The 16,528-nt window shown below is 55.9% G+C and carries 16 protein-coding genes; 9 read left to right on the top strand and 7 right to left on the bottom strand.

The genetic code is table 11. The features are described from left to right. Positions 1-56: 56 nt before the first annotated feature. The 3 genes from C8N36_RS08735 to C8N36_RS08725 form a co-directional block, all read right to left on the bottom strand. Positions 57-920 (bottom strand): C40 family peptidase, encoded by an 864-nt coding sequence (locus C8N36_RS08735; protein WP_097804323.1) that lies wholly within the window; start codon positions 918-920, stop codon positions 57-59. Further along, entirely contained in the window at positions 917-2,302 is a 1,386-nt protein-coding gene (locus C8N36_RS08730) for a leucyl aminopeptidase family protein (protein ID WP_097804322.1), read from the bottom strand. The genes C8N36_RS08735 and C8N36_RS08730 overlap by 4 nt, the downstream gene beginning before the upstream one ends. Positions 2,303-2,365: 63 nt before the next feature. Then, positions 2,366-2,746: a hypothetical protein gene (locus C8N36_RS08725; RefSeq protein WP_245910770.1), complete on the bottom strand. Its 381-nt coding sequence runs from the start codon at positions 2,744-2,746 to the stop codon at positions 2,366-2,368. A 157-nt stretch (positions 2,747-2,903) separates the two neighbouring features. Between C8N36_RS08725 and C8N36_RS08720 the strand changes: the two genes are divergently transcribed. Then, positions 2,904-3,551 (top strand): carbonic anhydrase, encoded by a 648-nt coding sequence (locus C8N36_RS08720; RefSeq protein ID WP_097804320.1) that lies wholly within the window; start codon positions 2,904-2,906, stop codon positions 3,549-3,551. Between the two features lie 102 nt (positions 3,552-3,653). On the opposite strand, the gene C8N36_RS08715 is transcribed toward C8N36_RS08720, so the two are convergent. Further along, entirely contained in the window at positions 3,654-3,983 is a 330-nt protein-coding gene (locus C8N36_RS08715; RefSeq protein ID WP_245910769.1) for a hypothetical protein, read from the bottom strand. A gap of 212 nt (positions 3,984-4,195) precedes the next feature. On the opposite strand from C8N36_RS08715, the gene C8N36_RS08710 reads away from it, so the two are divergent. After that, positions 4,196-4,594, top strand: a complete 399-nt coding sequence (locus C8N36_RS08710; RefSeq protein WP_141468019.1) for a hypothetical protein — start codon at positions 4,196-4,198, stop codon at positions 4,592-4,594. 566 nt (positions 4,595-5,160) lie between these two features. Here C8N36_RS08710 and C8N36_RS08705 read toward each other — a convergent pair. Continuing rightward, a complete protein-coding gene (locus C8N36_RS08705) occupies positions 5,161-6,183 on the bottom strand; it encodes an aspartate-semialdehyde dehydrogenase (protein WP_097804318.1) in 1,023 nt (340 codons plus the stop codon). A gap of 331 nt (positions 6,184-6,514) precedes the next feature. On the opposite strand from C8N36_RS08705, the gene C8N36_RS08700 reads away from it, so the two are divergent. Continuing rightward, complete coding sequence (locus C8N36_RS08700; protein WP_097804317.1) at positions 6,515-8,389, top strand: polysaccharide biosynthesis protein; 1,875 nt, start codon at positions 6,515-6,517, stop codon at positions 8,387-8,389. 19 nt (positions 8,390-8,408) lie between these two features. Here the strand turns inward: C8N36_RS08700 and C8N36_RS08695 are convergent, their stop codons facing one another. Next, entirely contained in the window at positions 8,409-9,251 is an 843-nt protein-coding gene (locus C8N36_RS08695) for an LOG family protein (RefSeq protein ID WP_097804316.1), read from the bottom strand. A 123-nt stretch (positions 9,252-9,374) separates the two neighbouring features. Between C8N36_RS08695 and dapD the strand changes: the two genes are divergently transcribed. Together dapD and C8N36_RS08685 are read left to right on the top strand one after the other, a co-directional pair. Further along, a complete protein-coding gene (gene dapD, locus C8N36_RS08690; RefSeq protein WP_097804315.1) occupies positions 9,375-10,202 on the top strand; it encodes a 2,3,4,5-tetrahydropyridine-2,6-dicarboxylate N-succinyltransferase in 828 nt (275 codons plus the stop codon). A 151-nt stretch (positions 10,203-10,353) separates the two neighbouring features. Continuing rightward, entirely contained in the window at positions 10,354-10,704 is a 351-nt protein-coding gene (locus C8N36_RS08685) for a hypothetical protein (protein ID WP_097804314.1), read from the top strand. Here C8N36_RS08685 and C8N36_RS08680 read toward each other — a convergent pair. Further along, complete coding sequence (locus tag C8N36_RS08680) at positions 10,701-11,774, bottom strand: Hint domain-containing protein (RefSeq protein ID WP_097804313.1); 1,074 nt, start codon at positions 11,772-11,774, stop codon at positions 10,701-10,703. The two genes, C8N36_RS08685 and C8N36_RS08680, sit on opposite strands and share 4 nt — an antisense overlap. A gap of 207 nt (positions 11,775-11,981) precedes the next feature. Here C8N36_RS08680 and dapE point away from each other — a divergent pair, with 207 nt between their 5' ends. Genes dapE through rnr form a run of 4 tightly spaced genes read left to right on the top strand, consistent with a single transcriptional unit; the run spans position 11,982 to position 16,473 of the window. After that, entirely contained in the window at positions 11,982-13,127 is a 1,146-nt protein-coding gene (dapE, locus tag C8N36_RS08675; RefSeq protein WP_097804312.1) for a succinyl-diaminopimelate desuccinylase, read from the top strand. Further along, positions 13,124-13,549: a GNAT family N-acetyltransferase gene (locus C8N36_RS08670; RefSeq protein ID WP_097804311.1), complete on the top strand. Its 426-nt coding sequence runs from the start codon at positions 13,124-13,126 to the stop codon at positions 13,547-13,549. The genes dapE and C8N36_RS08670 overlap by 4 nt, the downstream gene beginning before the upstream one ends. Then, entirely contained in the window at positions 13,546-14,124 is a 579-nt protein-coding gene (locus tag C8N36_RS08665) for a TIGR04282 family arsenosugar biosynthesis glycosyltransferase (protein WP_097804310.1), read from the top strand. The genes C8N36_RS08670 and C8N36_RS08665 overlap by 4 nt, the downstream gene beginning before the upstream one ends. 57 nt (positions 14,125-14,181) lie before the next feature. Next, entirely contained in the window at positions 14,182-16,473 is a 2,292-nt protein-coding gene (gene rnr / locus C8N36_RS08660) for a ribonuclease R (protein ID WP_097804309.1), read from the top strand. Positions 16,474-16,528: the final 55 nt, after the last annotated feature.

Genomic DNA, 16,528 nt, shown 5'->3' with positions numbered 1-16,528 from the left:
TTCTACGCGTGCAGCAACATTTAAACACGGCGCAACGCCTAAAAGCGTCGTTTGCGTCACGGCTTGTCCCAGTTAATCCGAGCATGCCGCGTCACAGGCCCATCCCCCTGTTCCTCGATCCGCAAGATCGCATCAGAGATTGGTTCATACGACACAGACATATGATGGGCGTTAGCATGGATCATCGTTTCGCTGTCGACGGCCATTGCCACATGCCCCCTCCAAAAAAACAAGTCTCCGGATTGCGCCTGCGTCCCTTCGGGAACCGTCTCCCCAAGCGCCGCTTCTTGCAAATCGCTGTCACCGGGGCATGGGACACCGCACGCATGGCACGCCGCCTGAACCAGACCTGAACAATCGATACCAAACCCTGAATTGCCCGCCCACACATAAGGTGTCCCAAGAAACTGAGCGGCAACCGCGACCGGATCAACACGGCGATCTGCGATCGGGGCCAGATGGGCAACAGGAACAAATGCCCGATGGGCCGCAATCAATTCCCCTCCCGCAACTGAAATCTGCGCCCACTTTCCATCATGATCCACCACACAAACAAAGCTATTGAAATGCAGTTCATGCAGAGCGGGCTGTTTGAAACCAGCCACCGGATAGGCCCAAGTCGTGCGCACATCGACACGGTGCGTGAGCGTCTGTGGTTCAGTCAGAGGATGGTGCACATACCCGACATAGCCGTCCTTTAGGGACTGTCCGAACACCCAATCATTGCCTTGATCATAGACCCGAAATGCATCCCCCCATAGCAGTTGCCGATCACGGGAACCGCGGGGTTCACGATGTAAAAACGGCGCGTCAATGACCTGCTGCAAAACCCCATCGACAAACCGTTCCGCCTGAATCTGCCCGCGCAAACCAGTCGCCGCCACCCGCCCGTTGGCCGGTGTAAGACGCCTGTCGTTCACAGTCCAAGCGCCTTGGGCAAGGCTTCGAAAATTGCGCGTGTGCCTTGTCCAAAACCGCCCTTGGTACGTGCAGGTGCAGGTTTCGGTTGCCAGCCGTAAATGTCGAAATGCACGTAGCGCGGGGTTTCGGTGACAAAGCGGCGCAAAAATAGCGCAGCGGTGATACTTCCAGCAAAACCGCCTGCCGGTGCGTTATCAAGATCGGCAATGCCGGGCTCGATCATTGCCTCATAAGGCTCCCAAAATGGCATACGCCAAAGCGGATCAGCGACCACCCCTCCTCCAGCAGACAATTGAGCAGCCAGTTCGTCGTCATCACAATAGAATGGCGACAGGTCAGGCCCAACTGCAACCCGCGCCGCGCCGGTCAACGTCGCCATTGAGACTATCATATCAGGGTTGTCTTCATCCCCAAGCGCCAATGCGTCCGCCAAAACCAAACGCCCCTCTGCGTCTGTATTGTTGATTTCCACGGTCAAACCCTTGCGAGACATCAAAATGTCGCCCGGGCGAAAGCTATTACCGGAAACGGCGTTTTCAACGGCCGGTATCAAAACGCGCAACTGTACAGCCAAGCCCGCCTGCATGATCATCCGCGCCAAAGCAATCACATTCGCCGCGCCGCCCATGTCCTTTTTCATCAAGCCCATGGATGCGCCGGGTTTCAAATTTAGCCCCCCAGTGTCAAAGCAAACACCCTTGCCCACTAACGTCAGCTTGGGTCCCACTTCCCCCCAACGCAGATCAAGCAAACGCGGGGCTTGCTGTGCCGCTCGGCCAACCGCGTGAATCATCGGCAAGTTGCTTTCCAACAGATCATCACCTTTGGTCACTGTGATCTGTGCCCCAAATTGACTGGCCAACGTCTGAACCGCATTTTCCAAGGCATCCGGCCCCATATCCGCGGCCGGGGTGTTGATAAGGTCGCGGGTTAACGCCTCGGAGATGGCAAAAGATTGGATGCGCTCAGCATCGACACCTTTGGGTGCGATCAATTGACGAAGCTTTCCGGATTGTTTGCGATACGTCTCAAACTGATAGGATTCGAGCAGCCACCCCAAACACTCTGTTTCCAGATCATCGTCTGCAACGCCACCTGCCAATGCATAAACCCCCGGAGCCAGCTTTGGCACCGAGGCTGCCAGATTAAACCGCCCCCGTTTTCTAGATGCAGCTGCCCCATACCCCACGACCGCAGCGACGGCTTGACCATCGGCCCCCGGCAGCATCAAGGCAGAGCCGAGAGACGCGGTAAACCCATTGGTTTCGATCCATGCCCGAACCTGATCGCTTTGATTTTGCAGCCACCCGTCCAGCCTGTCGGACGACAAAACGTGAAGAGGGATGGCTGGCGTATCTGGAGTGGCAAAAGTCAGTGTCATTGAGGGCGTCCTTGTAAACAGCACACCCAGCCTAAACCTCAAATTGCCAACCGCAAGGGGGATTTACCCCATCAGATCATTGTGATCCCACATCGAGGTTAGCGATTTCTCGCCTGTTCTTGCCAAACGGGCCAATGTCGCCGCCTCTGCAATGACATCCCCCAATTCAACACAATTTATCACATCGCGGGCCACACTGGACAAACCGTTCATTCCAATCTGCTCAGCAATTGCGCTCAGGGCACGCAGCCCTTTGTGCAGGTCCTTTCGCGGGCCATGCACAGCAATTTCCTGGATATGGCACAGCCTTTGCGCCAATTCTTCCATTGCCCGACACACAACATCTTCGGCGGCATGAGGCCCCAAATCTGCGCATAGCGTTTCAATTTGGTCGGCGTCCATGCTCGGACGCTCCACCGGTGCAAGGTACGTTACCTGGTTCACATCTCACCCCATTCTTATTGCCCCCACGGCTTGGCCAATTTGTCAGATCAGGGTTGGCAAAAGGTTATTCCCAAAGAACGTTTTATCTGCCTTTTCTCTCGAATTTCAGACGAATCCCCACTAGTAATTTCAGAGCATCATCTAATCGGAGGTTCGGATGGATCACGTTCACCCTTTACCCGCGTATCTTGTCCAGCGTTACAAAGGCTGGAAGGCAACCAAGTATGAGGAAAACAGCGCTTGGTATCGCCGTTTGGCCGACGAAGGGCAGCGTCCGCGCGCCATGGTGATCAGCTGCTGCGATTCCCGCGTGCACGTGACATCGATCTTCGGAGCCGATCAGGGTGAGTTTTTCATCCACCGCAACATCGCCAATCTCGTGCCGTCGTATGAACCAGACGGAAATCAGCACGGTACGTCAGCGGCCATCGAGTACGCTGTAACCGCTTTGAATGTGGCCCATGTTATCGTTTTGGGGCATTCCCAATGCGGCGGCGTCCAAGGCTGTCTCGATATGTGCCACGGGCGCGCGCCTGCATTAGAGGAAACCACATCGTTTGTTGGCCGCTGGATGGATATCCTTCGCCCGGGCTTCGATCTGGTCAAAGACGTGCCAGAAGAAAATCAAGCGCGTGCGCTGGAGAAAGAGGCCGTCGTTGTTTCGCTGAAAAATCTAATGACTTTTCCATTTGTTCAAAGCGCCGTCGAAGCCAAGCAACTGTCTTTGCACGGCCTATGGACAGACATCGGAGAAGGTGGGTTGGAAAGCTATGAACCCGCCACGAACTCGTTCGTCAAAGTTTAAGCAGCCACAACGAAAGGCACCTGTTCCAATAAGAATCGGGTGCCTTTTTTACAACATTGAGATGCAATTGGGACAAGCTGTTGGGCCTGTGCCTTTTCCAATTCAACCAAGTTCTCCGGATATGCCATCAATCTGGGCACGAATGCTTGGGCGGCCAATGCGTTCAGCAATTGCTGCCAATGGAACACCCAGACCGCGCCCGGTGCTGACGGCATCGCCGTGTTCGTTGAGAATGACCAACCGCCCTAATCGAAAGCTGATTCTGTAACCTTTTTTGCCAAGCCGGTCTGAGATCTCTCGCCAATTGGAGGCGGTTTCAAGAATTGGACTGAGGAACAAACGCAACAAGGCTTGTGTTTCACAATCGAGCGGGGCGGGCATCGCATTTTGCGCGCTGGTCCAGGTGGCTGGTGGGTCTTTGTGATACGTCATGGATAAATTTCCTTGCCTAATATCACTACGCTGGCCGCAAAATTGGGCGAAAATTGGGCCGAACCGGATGGAAACATGACCTGTGTCCAAGAACACACACGCCTAATGGGATGTTAACTTGATCACTGCACCATAGGTGCATGACGCACCGCACACTCACGCTTACTTTGCCCAAGCACATTTGGAGCGCGTTGAACCAAGGGGATTGCCCGGTGGAGGACGCCATCGCAATGGCTGTGCAAGCCTATTGCTCAAGTGGGGCTGTGATTGCGACTGCCCCTCAATCACACTCAGCAGTGCCTGCGCTGTCCGACGATTTAGAGCGCGCCAAAAGTTGGCCAGAGCTCCAAGGGCGGCTCAAACTGGCAGGCTATTTGCTTCGACATGGTCAAAACGGTCTAGTGATTTGCGACGCCCGAACCCGTCAACGTGTTTGTAGCCTTTCCCAAACAGGCCACACGGAGACTGAACTGGCCTCTCGCTTTGGTCGTGCCTTCCCAGCATCCGGTCTTCGGTGGGATATCGACAACCAGCTGGAGACAGGTCAAACGAAAGAGGTGACCACATTACACCGCGAACAAACTCTTCGAACCGTTCCGCGGCAGGGTTGAAAACAACCGGGTCCTGTTTGGCCGGTCACTGCGAGGACGTGTCAGGGCGTCCAAAGCGCGAATGCGACGGGCCCGAGCTGTTTCAATCAAACTGCTGATCATTTTCTGGTCCTTTTCAGCCTAATTTTTCGGGTCACCCGAATGGCGGTCCTAAGCCGCTTGAGTTCACGCTAGTGGCGATTCAAGGCAGAAAGCGGACAAATAGATGAAATTTTGAGGGATTCCGGTTCTGGCCAGACGAATACGACTGCGATCCAATTTGAGAGAGATGAGAGAGTGGACCGCAGTCGCTATGTCTGCATTGGACTTTTTCAGCACCCAATGCGGCGTATAGCCATGCGCAGGTGATCTGCGCACAAGAGAATATCCAACCAAAGAGTAACCACTCACGCGGTCGGGACATACCCTGAATTTCTTAAAGCTGTTATAGCACCCGCCTTGATTTCGCCACAGTGTTTCGAGGCATAGGATTTCAGCCCTTTGGAACAGCAACGCCTATCCTAAGGAATAGGCCAAAAAAAACGGCAGGGAAAACCCCGCCGCTTTTGTTTCTCAATGTGAAAAAGTTAGCCCTTTTTCAGGGCTTTCTGCCCCAAAACTTCCGCAATCTGCACTGCGTTCAAGGCAGCGCCCTTGCGAAGGTTATCGGACACGCACCACAGGTTCAGACCATTATCAATGGTGCTGTCCTGGCGGATTCGGCTGATGAAGGTTGCAAAATCACCCACACATTCCTTGGGAGTGACATACCCACCGTCTTCGCGCTTATCGATAACCATGATGCCTGGCGCTTCGCGCAAGATGTCACGGGCTTCGTCTTCGTCCAGAAACTCTTCGAATTCGATATTGATCGATTCCGAATGACCAACGAAAACCGGAACACGCACACAGGTCGCAGTAACCTTGATCGACTTGTCGATGATTTTTTTGGTTTCAGCGACCATCTTCCATTCTTCCTTGGTCGATCCGTCTTCCATGAAGACATCGATGTGCGGAATAACGTTAAAGGCGATTTCCTTGGGGTATACCTTGGCGGGAACCTCATTGATGGGGTTATAGACCGCCTTGGTCTGCTCCCACAGCTCTTCCATCGCTTCTTTGCCCGAGCCAGAAACAGATTGATAGGTCGACACAACAACGCGTTTGATCTTGGCACGGTCATGCAGAGGCTTGAGCGCAACAACCATCTGAGCTGTCGAACAGTTCGGATTCGCGATGATGTTTTTCTTGGTATAGCCCATTACCGCGTCTGCATTGCACTCGGGCACGATCAACGGAACATCCGGATCATAACGGTAGAGCGAGCTGTTATCGATGACCACACAGCCTTGCGACGCGGCAATCGGGGCAAATTCCTTGGTGGCTTCGGAGCCAACAGCGAACAGCGCCATATCCCAACCAGTGAAATCAAACGTGGCCAAATCTTTGGTCTTTAACGTCGTATCGCCGAAAGTCACCTCAGTTCCCAGCGACCGACGCGATGCCAGCACTGCGATTTCGTCGACGGGGAATTCCCGCTCAGCGAGGATGTTCAGCATTTCGCGGCCCACATTACCTGTGGCACCAACGACAACGACCCTATAGCCCATTTGGCCCTCCTTAGGATTCAGTCCCGCACAAGGATCAGCCCTGCGCAGATAGCGCTCATTATCGCAGCAGCTGACCTTGGGAAAGGGTTTAAACGTTTGAATTTCGAGCGATGTGTTCCTGAGCAACAACGTTTTGGTCAATTTTGCACCGTTTGACTGAAAAAATGGCGGATTTCCGCGATATTATGAATGGCAGCTTGCCTGCCAATCGTTCCTTAAATTAAGCAGGGACCATGCAGACTATTGAAACAGCTATTGGTTGCAAAAGCTGGGGAAGTAATCTAGCCGCACAATAAATTGCAAAGAGGCTAAGCCTCTGGGGACTGGAACAATGTTTTTTGAACTCGTGACAACCATGTCTCGCACACAAAAGTCATTGTTGTTTGCGGCAATTGACGCTGCGGTCATCCCGGTTGCTCTTATGATGTCTTTTTTGCTGGCGTTGCCCAGCTCTTACGACGGTGTATCGTTTGCAGCCCTTGCACCACTTGTCGCGACCCTCGTTGCCGTTTCTATTGGAACAGGGTGGTGGCTTGGCCTGCCTCAGACGACGCTGAACGCCTATGAAATGCGCGGCGTCATCCGCACCGTACCCCAATCAATCTTTCTGGGTGTCGCCTGTTTTCTCCTGTCCACGACCACAGGCTCTGCCATTCCGGTGGGCGTTTGTATCATTTTCAGCCTTCTGTATTTGGTGATGAGCGCGTCTTGGCGGGTGGTCTTGCGGCAAGTCACACTCGAGATCTACCGGCGCGGCTCTGATCGCATGCGGGTTCTGGTCTACGGTGCAGGCAAAACAGGCCAACAGCTGGTGGCGGCACTTCGGCAGGACAGTCTGGTTGTTCCCATTGCCTTCATTGACGACAACCCGACGCTGCAAAGCAGTGTGATCGCAGGCATGCGTGTTTACGCTCCATCCAATATCCCAGATCTGGCGAAAAAACAGCCGGTCGACCGGATCGTCTTGGCCATGCCTTCGCTCAACCAGCCCGCTTTGGCCCGAAAAGCCCACGCATTACGTCAGTTCGGTTGCGAAGTGCACGCCCTTCCATCCTTCGCCTCGCTCGTTGGGAACGGCCCCCTGAAAAAGAGCGTGTCCGCAGTATCACTTGATGATCTTTTGGGCCGAAACCAACTTGAAGACGAACTGCCCAGCGTCAGCGAAGCCTACAGTGGCCGGCGAATTCTGGTCACCGGTGCCGGAGGCTCGATCGGTTCTGAACTTTGCCGGCAGTTGATTGCCTGCAAACCGGCCTGTGTTGTGTTGGTCGATCATTCGGAATTGGCCCTTTACAGCATCGACAAAGAACTGCGTGAGCTGAGTGAGGGTCTACACATTGCGCCCGTTCTCGGATCTGTCTTGAACGAAGACCTGATGAAAGACGTGCTGCGCGACCACAAGATTGAAGTTGTCTTGCATGCAGCTGCCTACAAACATTTACCGCTGGTCGAATGCAATCCGATTGCCGGACTGACCAACAATGTGATCGGGACCAAGGTCATTGCCGACGCCGCCCGCGAGGCCAATGTTGAACGCTTCATTCTGGTCTCGTCGGACAAAGCAGTCCGGCCAACCAATGTTATGGGCGCATCCAAGCGACTTGCTGAACTGGCGATTCAAGATTTGGCCACGCGCAACTGCGGCACCCAATACGCCATGGTCCGGTTTGGAAATGTACTTGGGTCCAGCGGTTCGGTGATTCCGTTGTTCGAAGAACAAATCGCACGCGGCGGGCCCGTGACACTGACAGATACAGCTGTCACCCGATATTTTATGACAATTTCCGAAGCGGCCCGCTTGGTTCTTTTAGCCGGATCATTTTCGCGCGGTGGCGATGTCTTTGTGCTGGATATGGGCGAACCTATTCCAATTCGGAAATTGGCGCGCCAGATGATCGAAGCCGCCGGATACACGGTGCGCAGCGAACAGACGCCCGACGGTGACATCGAGATTGCCGTTACAGGTCTGCGCAAAGGCGAAAAGCTGCATGAAGAACTGCTGATTGCCCCTGATATGCTGACCACACCGCACCCAAAGATCCTGCGCGCCCAAGAAGGGTATTTGTCCGAGTTCGAGATCGCGACAGCCCTGCGCGAATTGCGTCTTGCCATCGCGGCGCGGGATGAAGACGCCGCGCGACTCGTCATTTCGCGCTGGGTTGAACGCAAGAAAGAGCATGAACCGGTTCAAGACGGCTTGGCCTGAACCGGCTCGGGAACTTACCCTAGCGGCCCGGAATATCACTTCTTGCCGGAGCAGGCTGCCAGTTCTCAATAATCTCTGCAGCCTCTTCGCCCGTTTCTACGAAACGAAACAGGTCCAAATCTTCTGCGCTGATGGTGCCTGCATCTGACAATGCCTCCCAATTGATGATCTTTTCCCAAAACGCCCGTCCAAACAGCAAGAATGGCACCCGCTGCATGCGGCCGGTTTGTATCAGGGTCAGCGCCTCGAACATCTCATCCAGCGTTCCAAACCCGCCGGGGAACACACAGATGGCCCGCGCCCGCATCAAGAAATGCATTTTGCGGATCGCGAAGTAGTGAAAGTTGAACGCCAATTCAGGCGTCACATAGGGGTTCGGGGCCTGCTCGTGCGGCAGGACGATGTTCAACCCGATTGAAACGCCGCCTTCGTCTTGCGCTCCGCGATTGCCTGCTTCCATAACGCCGGGTCCGCCGCCGGTAACCACCACAAAGTCACGGTTCTGGGTGGCCAGCGCCTTGCGGGTCATCAAACGGGCGAATGCGCGCGCTTCTTCGTAAAAATGCGACAGCTCACCCAAGGTTTTGGTCCGCGCTGACTCTTTGTTTGCCGGAGACGGAATGCGCGCCCCGCCAAACAGAACGATCGTCGATTCAATCCCATGCTCATCCAGAATCAGTTCGGTTTTAAGCAATTCGAGCTGCAATCGCACCGGCCGCAAAGCATCCCGACACAAGAATTCTTCGTCGGCAAAGGCCAAGCGGTAAGACGGTGACCGCGTTTGCGGTGTATCTGGAATATGCTCTACGGTGTCCCGATCTGTATGGGCATCGCGGAACCGGCTAAGGCGGTCTTCTGTCATCACTCATTCCTCATAGTGCAATCTACAGGAGTAGCCTTTTGCAAAAGGATACACCAGCGACGTGACACGGGCCCGGACTTTAGGTATCACGCTGCAAAATCTATGAAACCGGAGCGTTCCCCCATGTCTAATGCACAGCTTGAAACAGCCATCGAAGCCGCGTGGGATGCCCGCGACACCATCACGCCTGCGACCACCGGCGAATCCCGTGACGCCATCGAAGATACGCTAGCAGCGCTGGACAGCGGCAGCCTGCGGGTTGCTGAAAAACAAGATGATGGCAGCTGGCATGTAAACCAGTGGGCCAAAAAAGCGGTCCTGCTGGGCTTCCGTATCAAGGACATGGAACAGCAAGACGGCGGCCCACAAGGCGGCGGCTGGTGGGACAAGGTCGACAGCAAGTTCAAGGGCTGGGGCGACAACCAGTGGCGCGCTGCGGGTTTCCGCGCGGTACCAAACGCAGTTGTGCGCAAATCGGCCTTTATCGCCCCCGGCGTTGTTCTGATGCCCTCTTTTGTCAACCTCGGCGCTTATGTTGACGAAGGCACGATGGTCGACACATGGGCAACCGTTGGCAGCTGTGCGCAAATCGGCAAGAACGTACATCTGTCCGGCGGTGTCGGCATTGGCGGCGTTCTGGAACCCATGCAGGCTGGCCCGACCATCATCGAAGACAACTGCTTTATCGGTGCACGTTCAGAAGTTGTTGAAGGCTGTATCGTCCGCGAAGGCTCTGTTTTGGGCATGGGCGTGTTTATCGGCCAGTCGACCAAGATCCTGGACCGCGAAACCGGCGAAGTGATGTATGGCGAAGTGCCGCCCTATTCGGTTGTTGTGGCCGGTTCGATGCCTTCCAAAAATGGTGTGCATCTGTATTGCGCAGTGATCGTTAAACGCGTCGATGAAAGAACCCGCTCCAAGACCGGCATCAACGAACTGCTGCGGGACTAACCCGCAGGCTTTCGCAAAAGCCCTACAGTTTGGGAACAAGGGCATCGGTCACCGGTGCCCTTGTTTCATTTTGGACAGGTCGACCGTCATTTCCAAGCCTACGCGCAACGATCCCCTTGATCCCGCGCCCGCTGCGGCTTATGGCCGGTTTATGACCAATGACAGCGCCCCCAAAAAGAAAAAACCCAAGAACCAAAAGGTCTATACCCTATTGGTTGAGATTGGACGCAAAGATGGTGATGGCCTGCCCAAGGGCAGCACCGGAGCCGCCTTGATGTGCTATGCCTCTGGCGTAGACGAAGCCGAGGCCGTGCGCGAAACCGTTGCGATCTTGAAGCAGGCTGACACAGCCCCTTTGGACGTGACAGGCTATGGCACAATTGAAGAACGCCGCGAACAGGGCCACGACATCGCGGACGACGAAATTGAACTGATGGATCGGGCTTTGCGCGAAAACTCGGTCATCGTCGCACAGGTCACCCCGTTTTTCGACAAGGCCTAAGCCGCGCGGGCATCGGCCAACGTCATCGCTTCAAAAGCGCCAAGCACCTTTAATCCGGTGCTCGTGTGTTCGGGCACAAGGTTGCGCGGCACCTGCGACAGCAAGGATTGCCTTAACGGGCCCGCACGCCTGCGCAATTGCCCAACGTAAAGGCTCTCTAATTCGGTGCCCGCAGCGATCACGGGTTCGTTGCCCGGGAGCAAAAGCTGATGGTATTCGACCATTTGCAGGCCGTCTTCGAAAGCGGCGGCAAACCCGTTTACCAAGCTCATCGCAGGTACCAAAACAGCATCACGTCCAAAAATGTATTCGACATCAGACCCACCGATCACCAATCGTTGATGCGGGGCCACCAGTACATCGCGCTTCAAGCCAAAGTAAGGAGCCCGCAGGCGCACGGGTTGAAACGAACCAAGCGCAGGAACCACCCGCGACACACGGTGCAGCACCGGAACCACACCACTTGTGCGGGTTTTCACTGTATCGCCGCATTGTAAATCTGCCACCGGTCTATACCCCGTCGGGGTCAGCACGGGCACCTGCGCCAATAGCGACGGCATCGGACCGACAGGCTCTATCGCATCCGAAACAGCAAAGAAGGCCACGTCCGGATCGATCGAAACCAAATGTCGCCTCTGTACCAGATTGCGAAGGTCCTCAAGCAGCATCGGCGGCGGCGCCGTTGTGGTTGTAACCTCAACGGTTTGGCCCGTTGGTCGCTCTACCGCGATCTGGCCAAAGCCTCTTGCGCAGTCCCAACTAAAGGTCACCCGTACTGCTTCATCCTGTGCCAGCGGATTGTACTTGGCGGCGGCTTCAAACACCTTGGCACCCTGCGTGACGTTCACGCCTATTGCTCCGCCGGAAAGGACCTGAATGGAAATTCCACCAACCCATGGTTCGCTGCGCGCATATGACAGCAAACTGTGTGGCCGGTCATCCGGACCACTGCGGGTTTCAATCACGATGGATCCACGCGATACCAAAGACGCGTGCAGTTTTACACTGCCATCGAACGTTCGGGGGCACACCCAGGATTTACCCTGACCGGACAACGCGATCCAACTCATGTCTATTGCTCCTGCTCAGAGGTACCGCTTCGTGTCTTGTGCAGAATGCAGCGCCTGCCTTAACCCTAGCTTGATCCGGTAGACGGGTCCAGCTTTGGAAAGCGCCCTCTCGGCCAGGCCAACCAGTATGGACGATGTATTTTCGCCACATTTGCGCCTGCCGCCTGACTGCGCTAGCCATCCGGTAACAACCGACAGGAGACCGCCATGACCAGCATTGACCCCGCAACACTGACCGCTCAGCTTGTCCAATGCCCGTCAGTGACCCCAATCGAAGGTGGTGCGCTGGTTTTGCTGCAAGACTTGCTTGAAACATCGGGTTTTGCATGTACCCGCGTTGACCGCGGTGACACCAGCAACCTTTATGCGCGTTGGGGCGACAAGGGGCATACGCGCAGCTTTGGTTTTAACGGCCACACTGATGTCGTCCCGATCGGCAACCGGGAAGATTGGCAGTTTGATCCCTTTGGGGCCGAAATCAAAGACGGCTTTATGTATGGGCGCGGCACCACCGACATGAAATCCGGCGTTGCGGCCTTTGCTGCTGCGGCCATCGATTTTGTGCGCGAAACACCCCCGGACGGTGCCGTAATTCTGACCATCACAGGCGACGAAGAAGGCGATGCCACCGATGGGACCGTCGCGCTTTTGGACTGGATGGATGCCGAACAGGAGGCGATGTCAGTTTGCTTGGTGGGCGAACCAACTTCGCCTGATTTCATGGGCCAGATGATGAAAATCGGCCGCCGTGGGTCGCTGTCGGCATGGTTCGAGATCGAGGGCAAGCAAGGCCATTCAGCCTATCCAAACCGCGCTTTGAACCCGCTACCCGCCATGGCCCGTCTGATGGATCGCCTTGCTAGCCACGAGCTGGATCAAGGGACCGAGCATTTCGATGCCTCCACCTTGGCTGTGGTTACAATCGACACAGGCAACCCGGCGACCAACGTCATTCCGGCTAAAACCACGGCTTGCGTTAACATCCGTTTCAACGACACGCACACCGGAGCCGCGCTGAGCAACTGGCTGCGCGAAGAGGCTGCCAAGGTCGACGCCGAAATTGGCACCAAAACACAGGTCACCATCAAGATTTCGGGCGAAAGCTTTCTCACACCTCCGGGGGCTTTGTCCGATTTGATTGGTAAAGCGGTAGAAGCTGAAACAGGCAAGGTGGCAGACCTGTCGACAACCGGCGGCACATCAGACGCGCGTTTCGTCAAGAACCACTGCCCTGTGGTCGAATTCGGCTTGGTTGGCAAAACCATGCATGCTGTGGACGAACGTGTAGAGGTCGCGCAAATTCACCAACTGAAGGCTATCTATGGCCGAATTTTGAAAGACTACTTCGCATGACTGTGCGCGTGGCCGCTGCGGCTGATTTCGAAACATGTCTGGCGCTGCGATACACTGTGTTTGTCGATGAACAAAACGTTCCAATCGAATTGGAACGCGATGAATATGACGACACCGCGCTACATCTGCTTGGCGAAATTAAGGGTGCTCCGATGGGCACTGCCCGAATTGTCTTCAACGACGACTATGCCAAAATCGGCCGCGTGTGCGTGACCAAAGAAGCAAGGGGAACAGGGCTCGGCAAGGCTCTGATGCTTGAGGCAATCGCTCAGGCCAAAGCCAAAGACGGCACCCGACGGATGATCTTGCAGGCGCAGCTACCCGCCCTAGGGTTTTACGAATCTCTTGGGTTTGTCGCCCATGGCGGCATCGTAATGGACGCCGGAATCGAACACCGGGATATGGAACTGATCCTGCCATGATGCGCACCTTGGTTGTCATGGTCAAAGAGCCCCGTGCGGGCCGCGTCAAAACCCGTCTTGGGCGTGATATCGGTCTGACAACGTCTGCTTGGTGGTTTCGCCATCAATCCGCCGCCTTGTTGCGCCGCGTCCAAGATCCGCGCTGGCAAGTTGTGCTGGCCGTTTCCCCCGATCGCGAAGGCAAGAACAGCCGCGTTTGGCCTGCGCATTTGCCGCGCTGGCCGCAGGGGCTCGGCAATCTGGGGGATCGCATGGCGCGGATGATGGCCAATGCCCCGCCCGGACCAGTCTGCGTGATCGGGGCCGATATTCCCGGCATCACAAGCGCCACCGTCTGGCGGGCTTTTCAAGCACTTGGCAATCACGATGCGGTTTTTGGCCCGGCGTTTGACGGCGGTTATTGGCTGGTGGGGCTGCACAATGGCGGGCATGTCCCGCACGGGTTGTTCGACGGGGTGCGCTGGTCCAGCGAGCACACCCTGACTGACAGCATTGCGTCCCTGTCCGGCGCATCAGTGGCGCTGGTCGACCAATTGGCTGATGTTGACACCGTCACTGACCTTGAGCGGATTTAAGCGCGTCTTTGGCGAATAGACCATGACGCAGTTTGCAACCCGTGCTACGGGAAGATCATGAGCAAACTGCCTGATAAACCCGCGATCCTTGAATGGATCACCGCAAACCCGACACTCACCTCAAAGCGCGACATCGCCAAAGCTTTTGGGATCAAGGGCGCAGCCCGTATTGATCTTAAACGCATGCTCAAAGAGCTTGAGGCCGAAGGGCATTTGCAAAAGCGCAGCAAAACCTACCGCGACCCCGACCAATTACCACCGGTAAGCGTGTTGCAGGTCCGTGCGCCCAACAGCGATGGCGATCTATATGCACGCCCCTTGGAATGGCACGGCGAAGGGGCTCAGCCGATCATTCTGGTTGTGACGCGCACCTCGGACCCCGCGCTTGGCGAAGGCGACCGCATTTTGGCGCGTCTGACTGTTGTCCACGGCGAAGACCATAACTACGAAGCCCGCCTGATCCGCCAGATTGGCGCGACACAGCGCAAGGTCGTTGGCATCTTTCGCAAGGGCACCGAAGGCGGGCGCATTATGCCCATCGACAAAGGCAGCGACAAAGAATGGATTGTGGCCGCCGATGCAACGGACGGAGCCAAAGATGGCGAGTTGGTAGAGGCGGAACAAGCCGGACCCAAAGGGCGTTTCGGATTGCCCCGCGCACGCATTGTGATGCGGTTGGGCGATCCGACCGAACCGCGTGCAGTTTCACTGATCGCGATCCATCAGCATGGCATCCCTGATGATTTCCCCGCTGACGTGCTGGCCGAAGCTGACGCTATTGAGCCCGCAGACTTGTCCGGCCGCACGGATTTGCGCGACATGCACCTGGTCACAATCGACCCTGTAGATGCGCGCGACCGCGATGATGCTGTCTATGCCGAGGCAGATGACGATCCTAAAAACCCCGGCGGCCACATTCTTTGGGTGGCGATTGCAGATGTCGCACATTACGTCCGGTCGGGGTCCAAACTGGACCGCGAGGCGCGCAAGCGCGGCAACTCCAGCTATTTTCCTGACCGGGTGGTTCCAATGCTGCCAGACCGCTTGTCCGGTGATCTATGCAGCCTCCACGAAAACGTACCGCGCGCCTGTGTCGCTGTACGGATAGTTCTGGACGCCCAAGGAAACAAACGCAGTCACCAGTTTGTGCGCGGCCTTATGCGGTCCTCAGCATCCTTGAACTACCGCGAAGTTCAGGCCGCTATGGATGGCGAGCCGTCAGACCGCACCGAACCGCTGATCCACAACGTGATCCGCCCGCTTTATGCGGCCTATGCAGCATTACGGTCCGCCCGCGAGCGTCGCCAGCCGCTGGATTTGGACCTACCCGAACGCAAGATCGTTCTGGATGACAATGGCAAAGTCTCTTCTGTGAATTTCACCGAACGCTTGGATGCCCATCGCCTGATCGAAGAATGCATGGTGCTGGCCAACGTCGCTGCCGCCGAAACCCTGATTGCCAAACAAACCCCGCAGCTGTTCCGGGTTCACGAAGAGCCACCGGTAGACAAGCTTGAAAGCCTGCGTGAAACCGCATCCAGCGCCGGTTTGATGCTGGCCAAAGGGCAAGTTCTTCAAACCCGACATCTGAACAAGCTGTTGCATGATGCGGCAGGCACCGATGACGCAGAACTGATCAACCTGTCGACCCTACGGTCGATGACGCAGGCCTATTATTCGCCCAAGAACTTTGGGCACTTTGGCCTCGCCTTGACAAACTACGCTCATTTCACCTCGCCCATTCGGCGCTATTCAGACTTGATTGTGCATCGCGGGCTGGTATCGGCCCATGGCTGGGGTGACGATGGATTGTCCCCGATAGATCTTGAGACCTTGGAAGACACCTCCAAGCACATCAGCGATACCGAACGCCGGTCGATGATGGCTGAACGCGACACAACGGACCGTTACCTTGCAGCCTTCCTAAGTGACCGCATTGGCGCTGAATTCACCGGGAAAATCAGCGGAATTGCAAAATTCGGTGTCTTTGTGAGGCTAGATGAAACCCGCGCGGATGGGCTTGTCCCCATTTCGACCCTTGGCAATGAGTATTTCAACTTTGACCATGACGCCGGCACCTTGCGGGGGGCTGATTCCGGGCGGATCATCTCTTTGGGGCTAAAGGCTCGCGTCCGCTTGGTCGAAGCGGCACCGATCACCGGCGGCATCGCCTTTGAACTGATCGAGCTTGAAGACGACGAAATGGAAGTTTCGCGTGGTGGGCGTCAGCGCAATGGGTTCGGGCGCGGAAAACGCAAATCAGGGCCGAACCCTCGACGCAAGGCCACCAAGGCCAAAGCCAAAAGCGCCAAGACCAAACGCAAGGTCACCCGCCAGCGCAAGTCGTAAGGCACAAGGCTGGGAGGCAGTTTTTTCCACTGGATCGCTGCCCCTGTCATAAACT

The organism is Pelagimonas varians (assembly GCF_003208435.1).
Taxonomy (GTDB): domain Bacteria; phylum Pseudomonadota; class Alphaproteobacteria; order Rhodobacterales; family Rhodobacteraceae; genus Pelagimonas; species Pelagimonas varians.
Note: the sequence above shows the minus strand (reverse complement) of the source record. Positions and strands in the feature narration are given on the sequence as shown.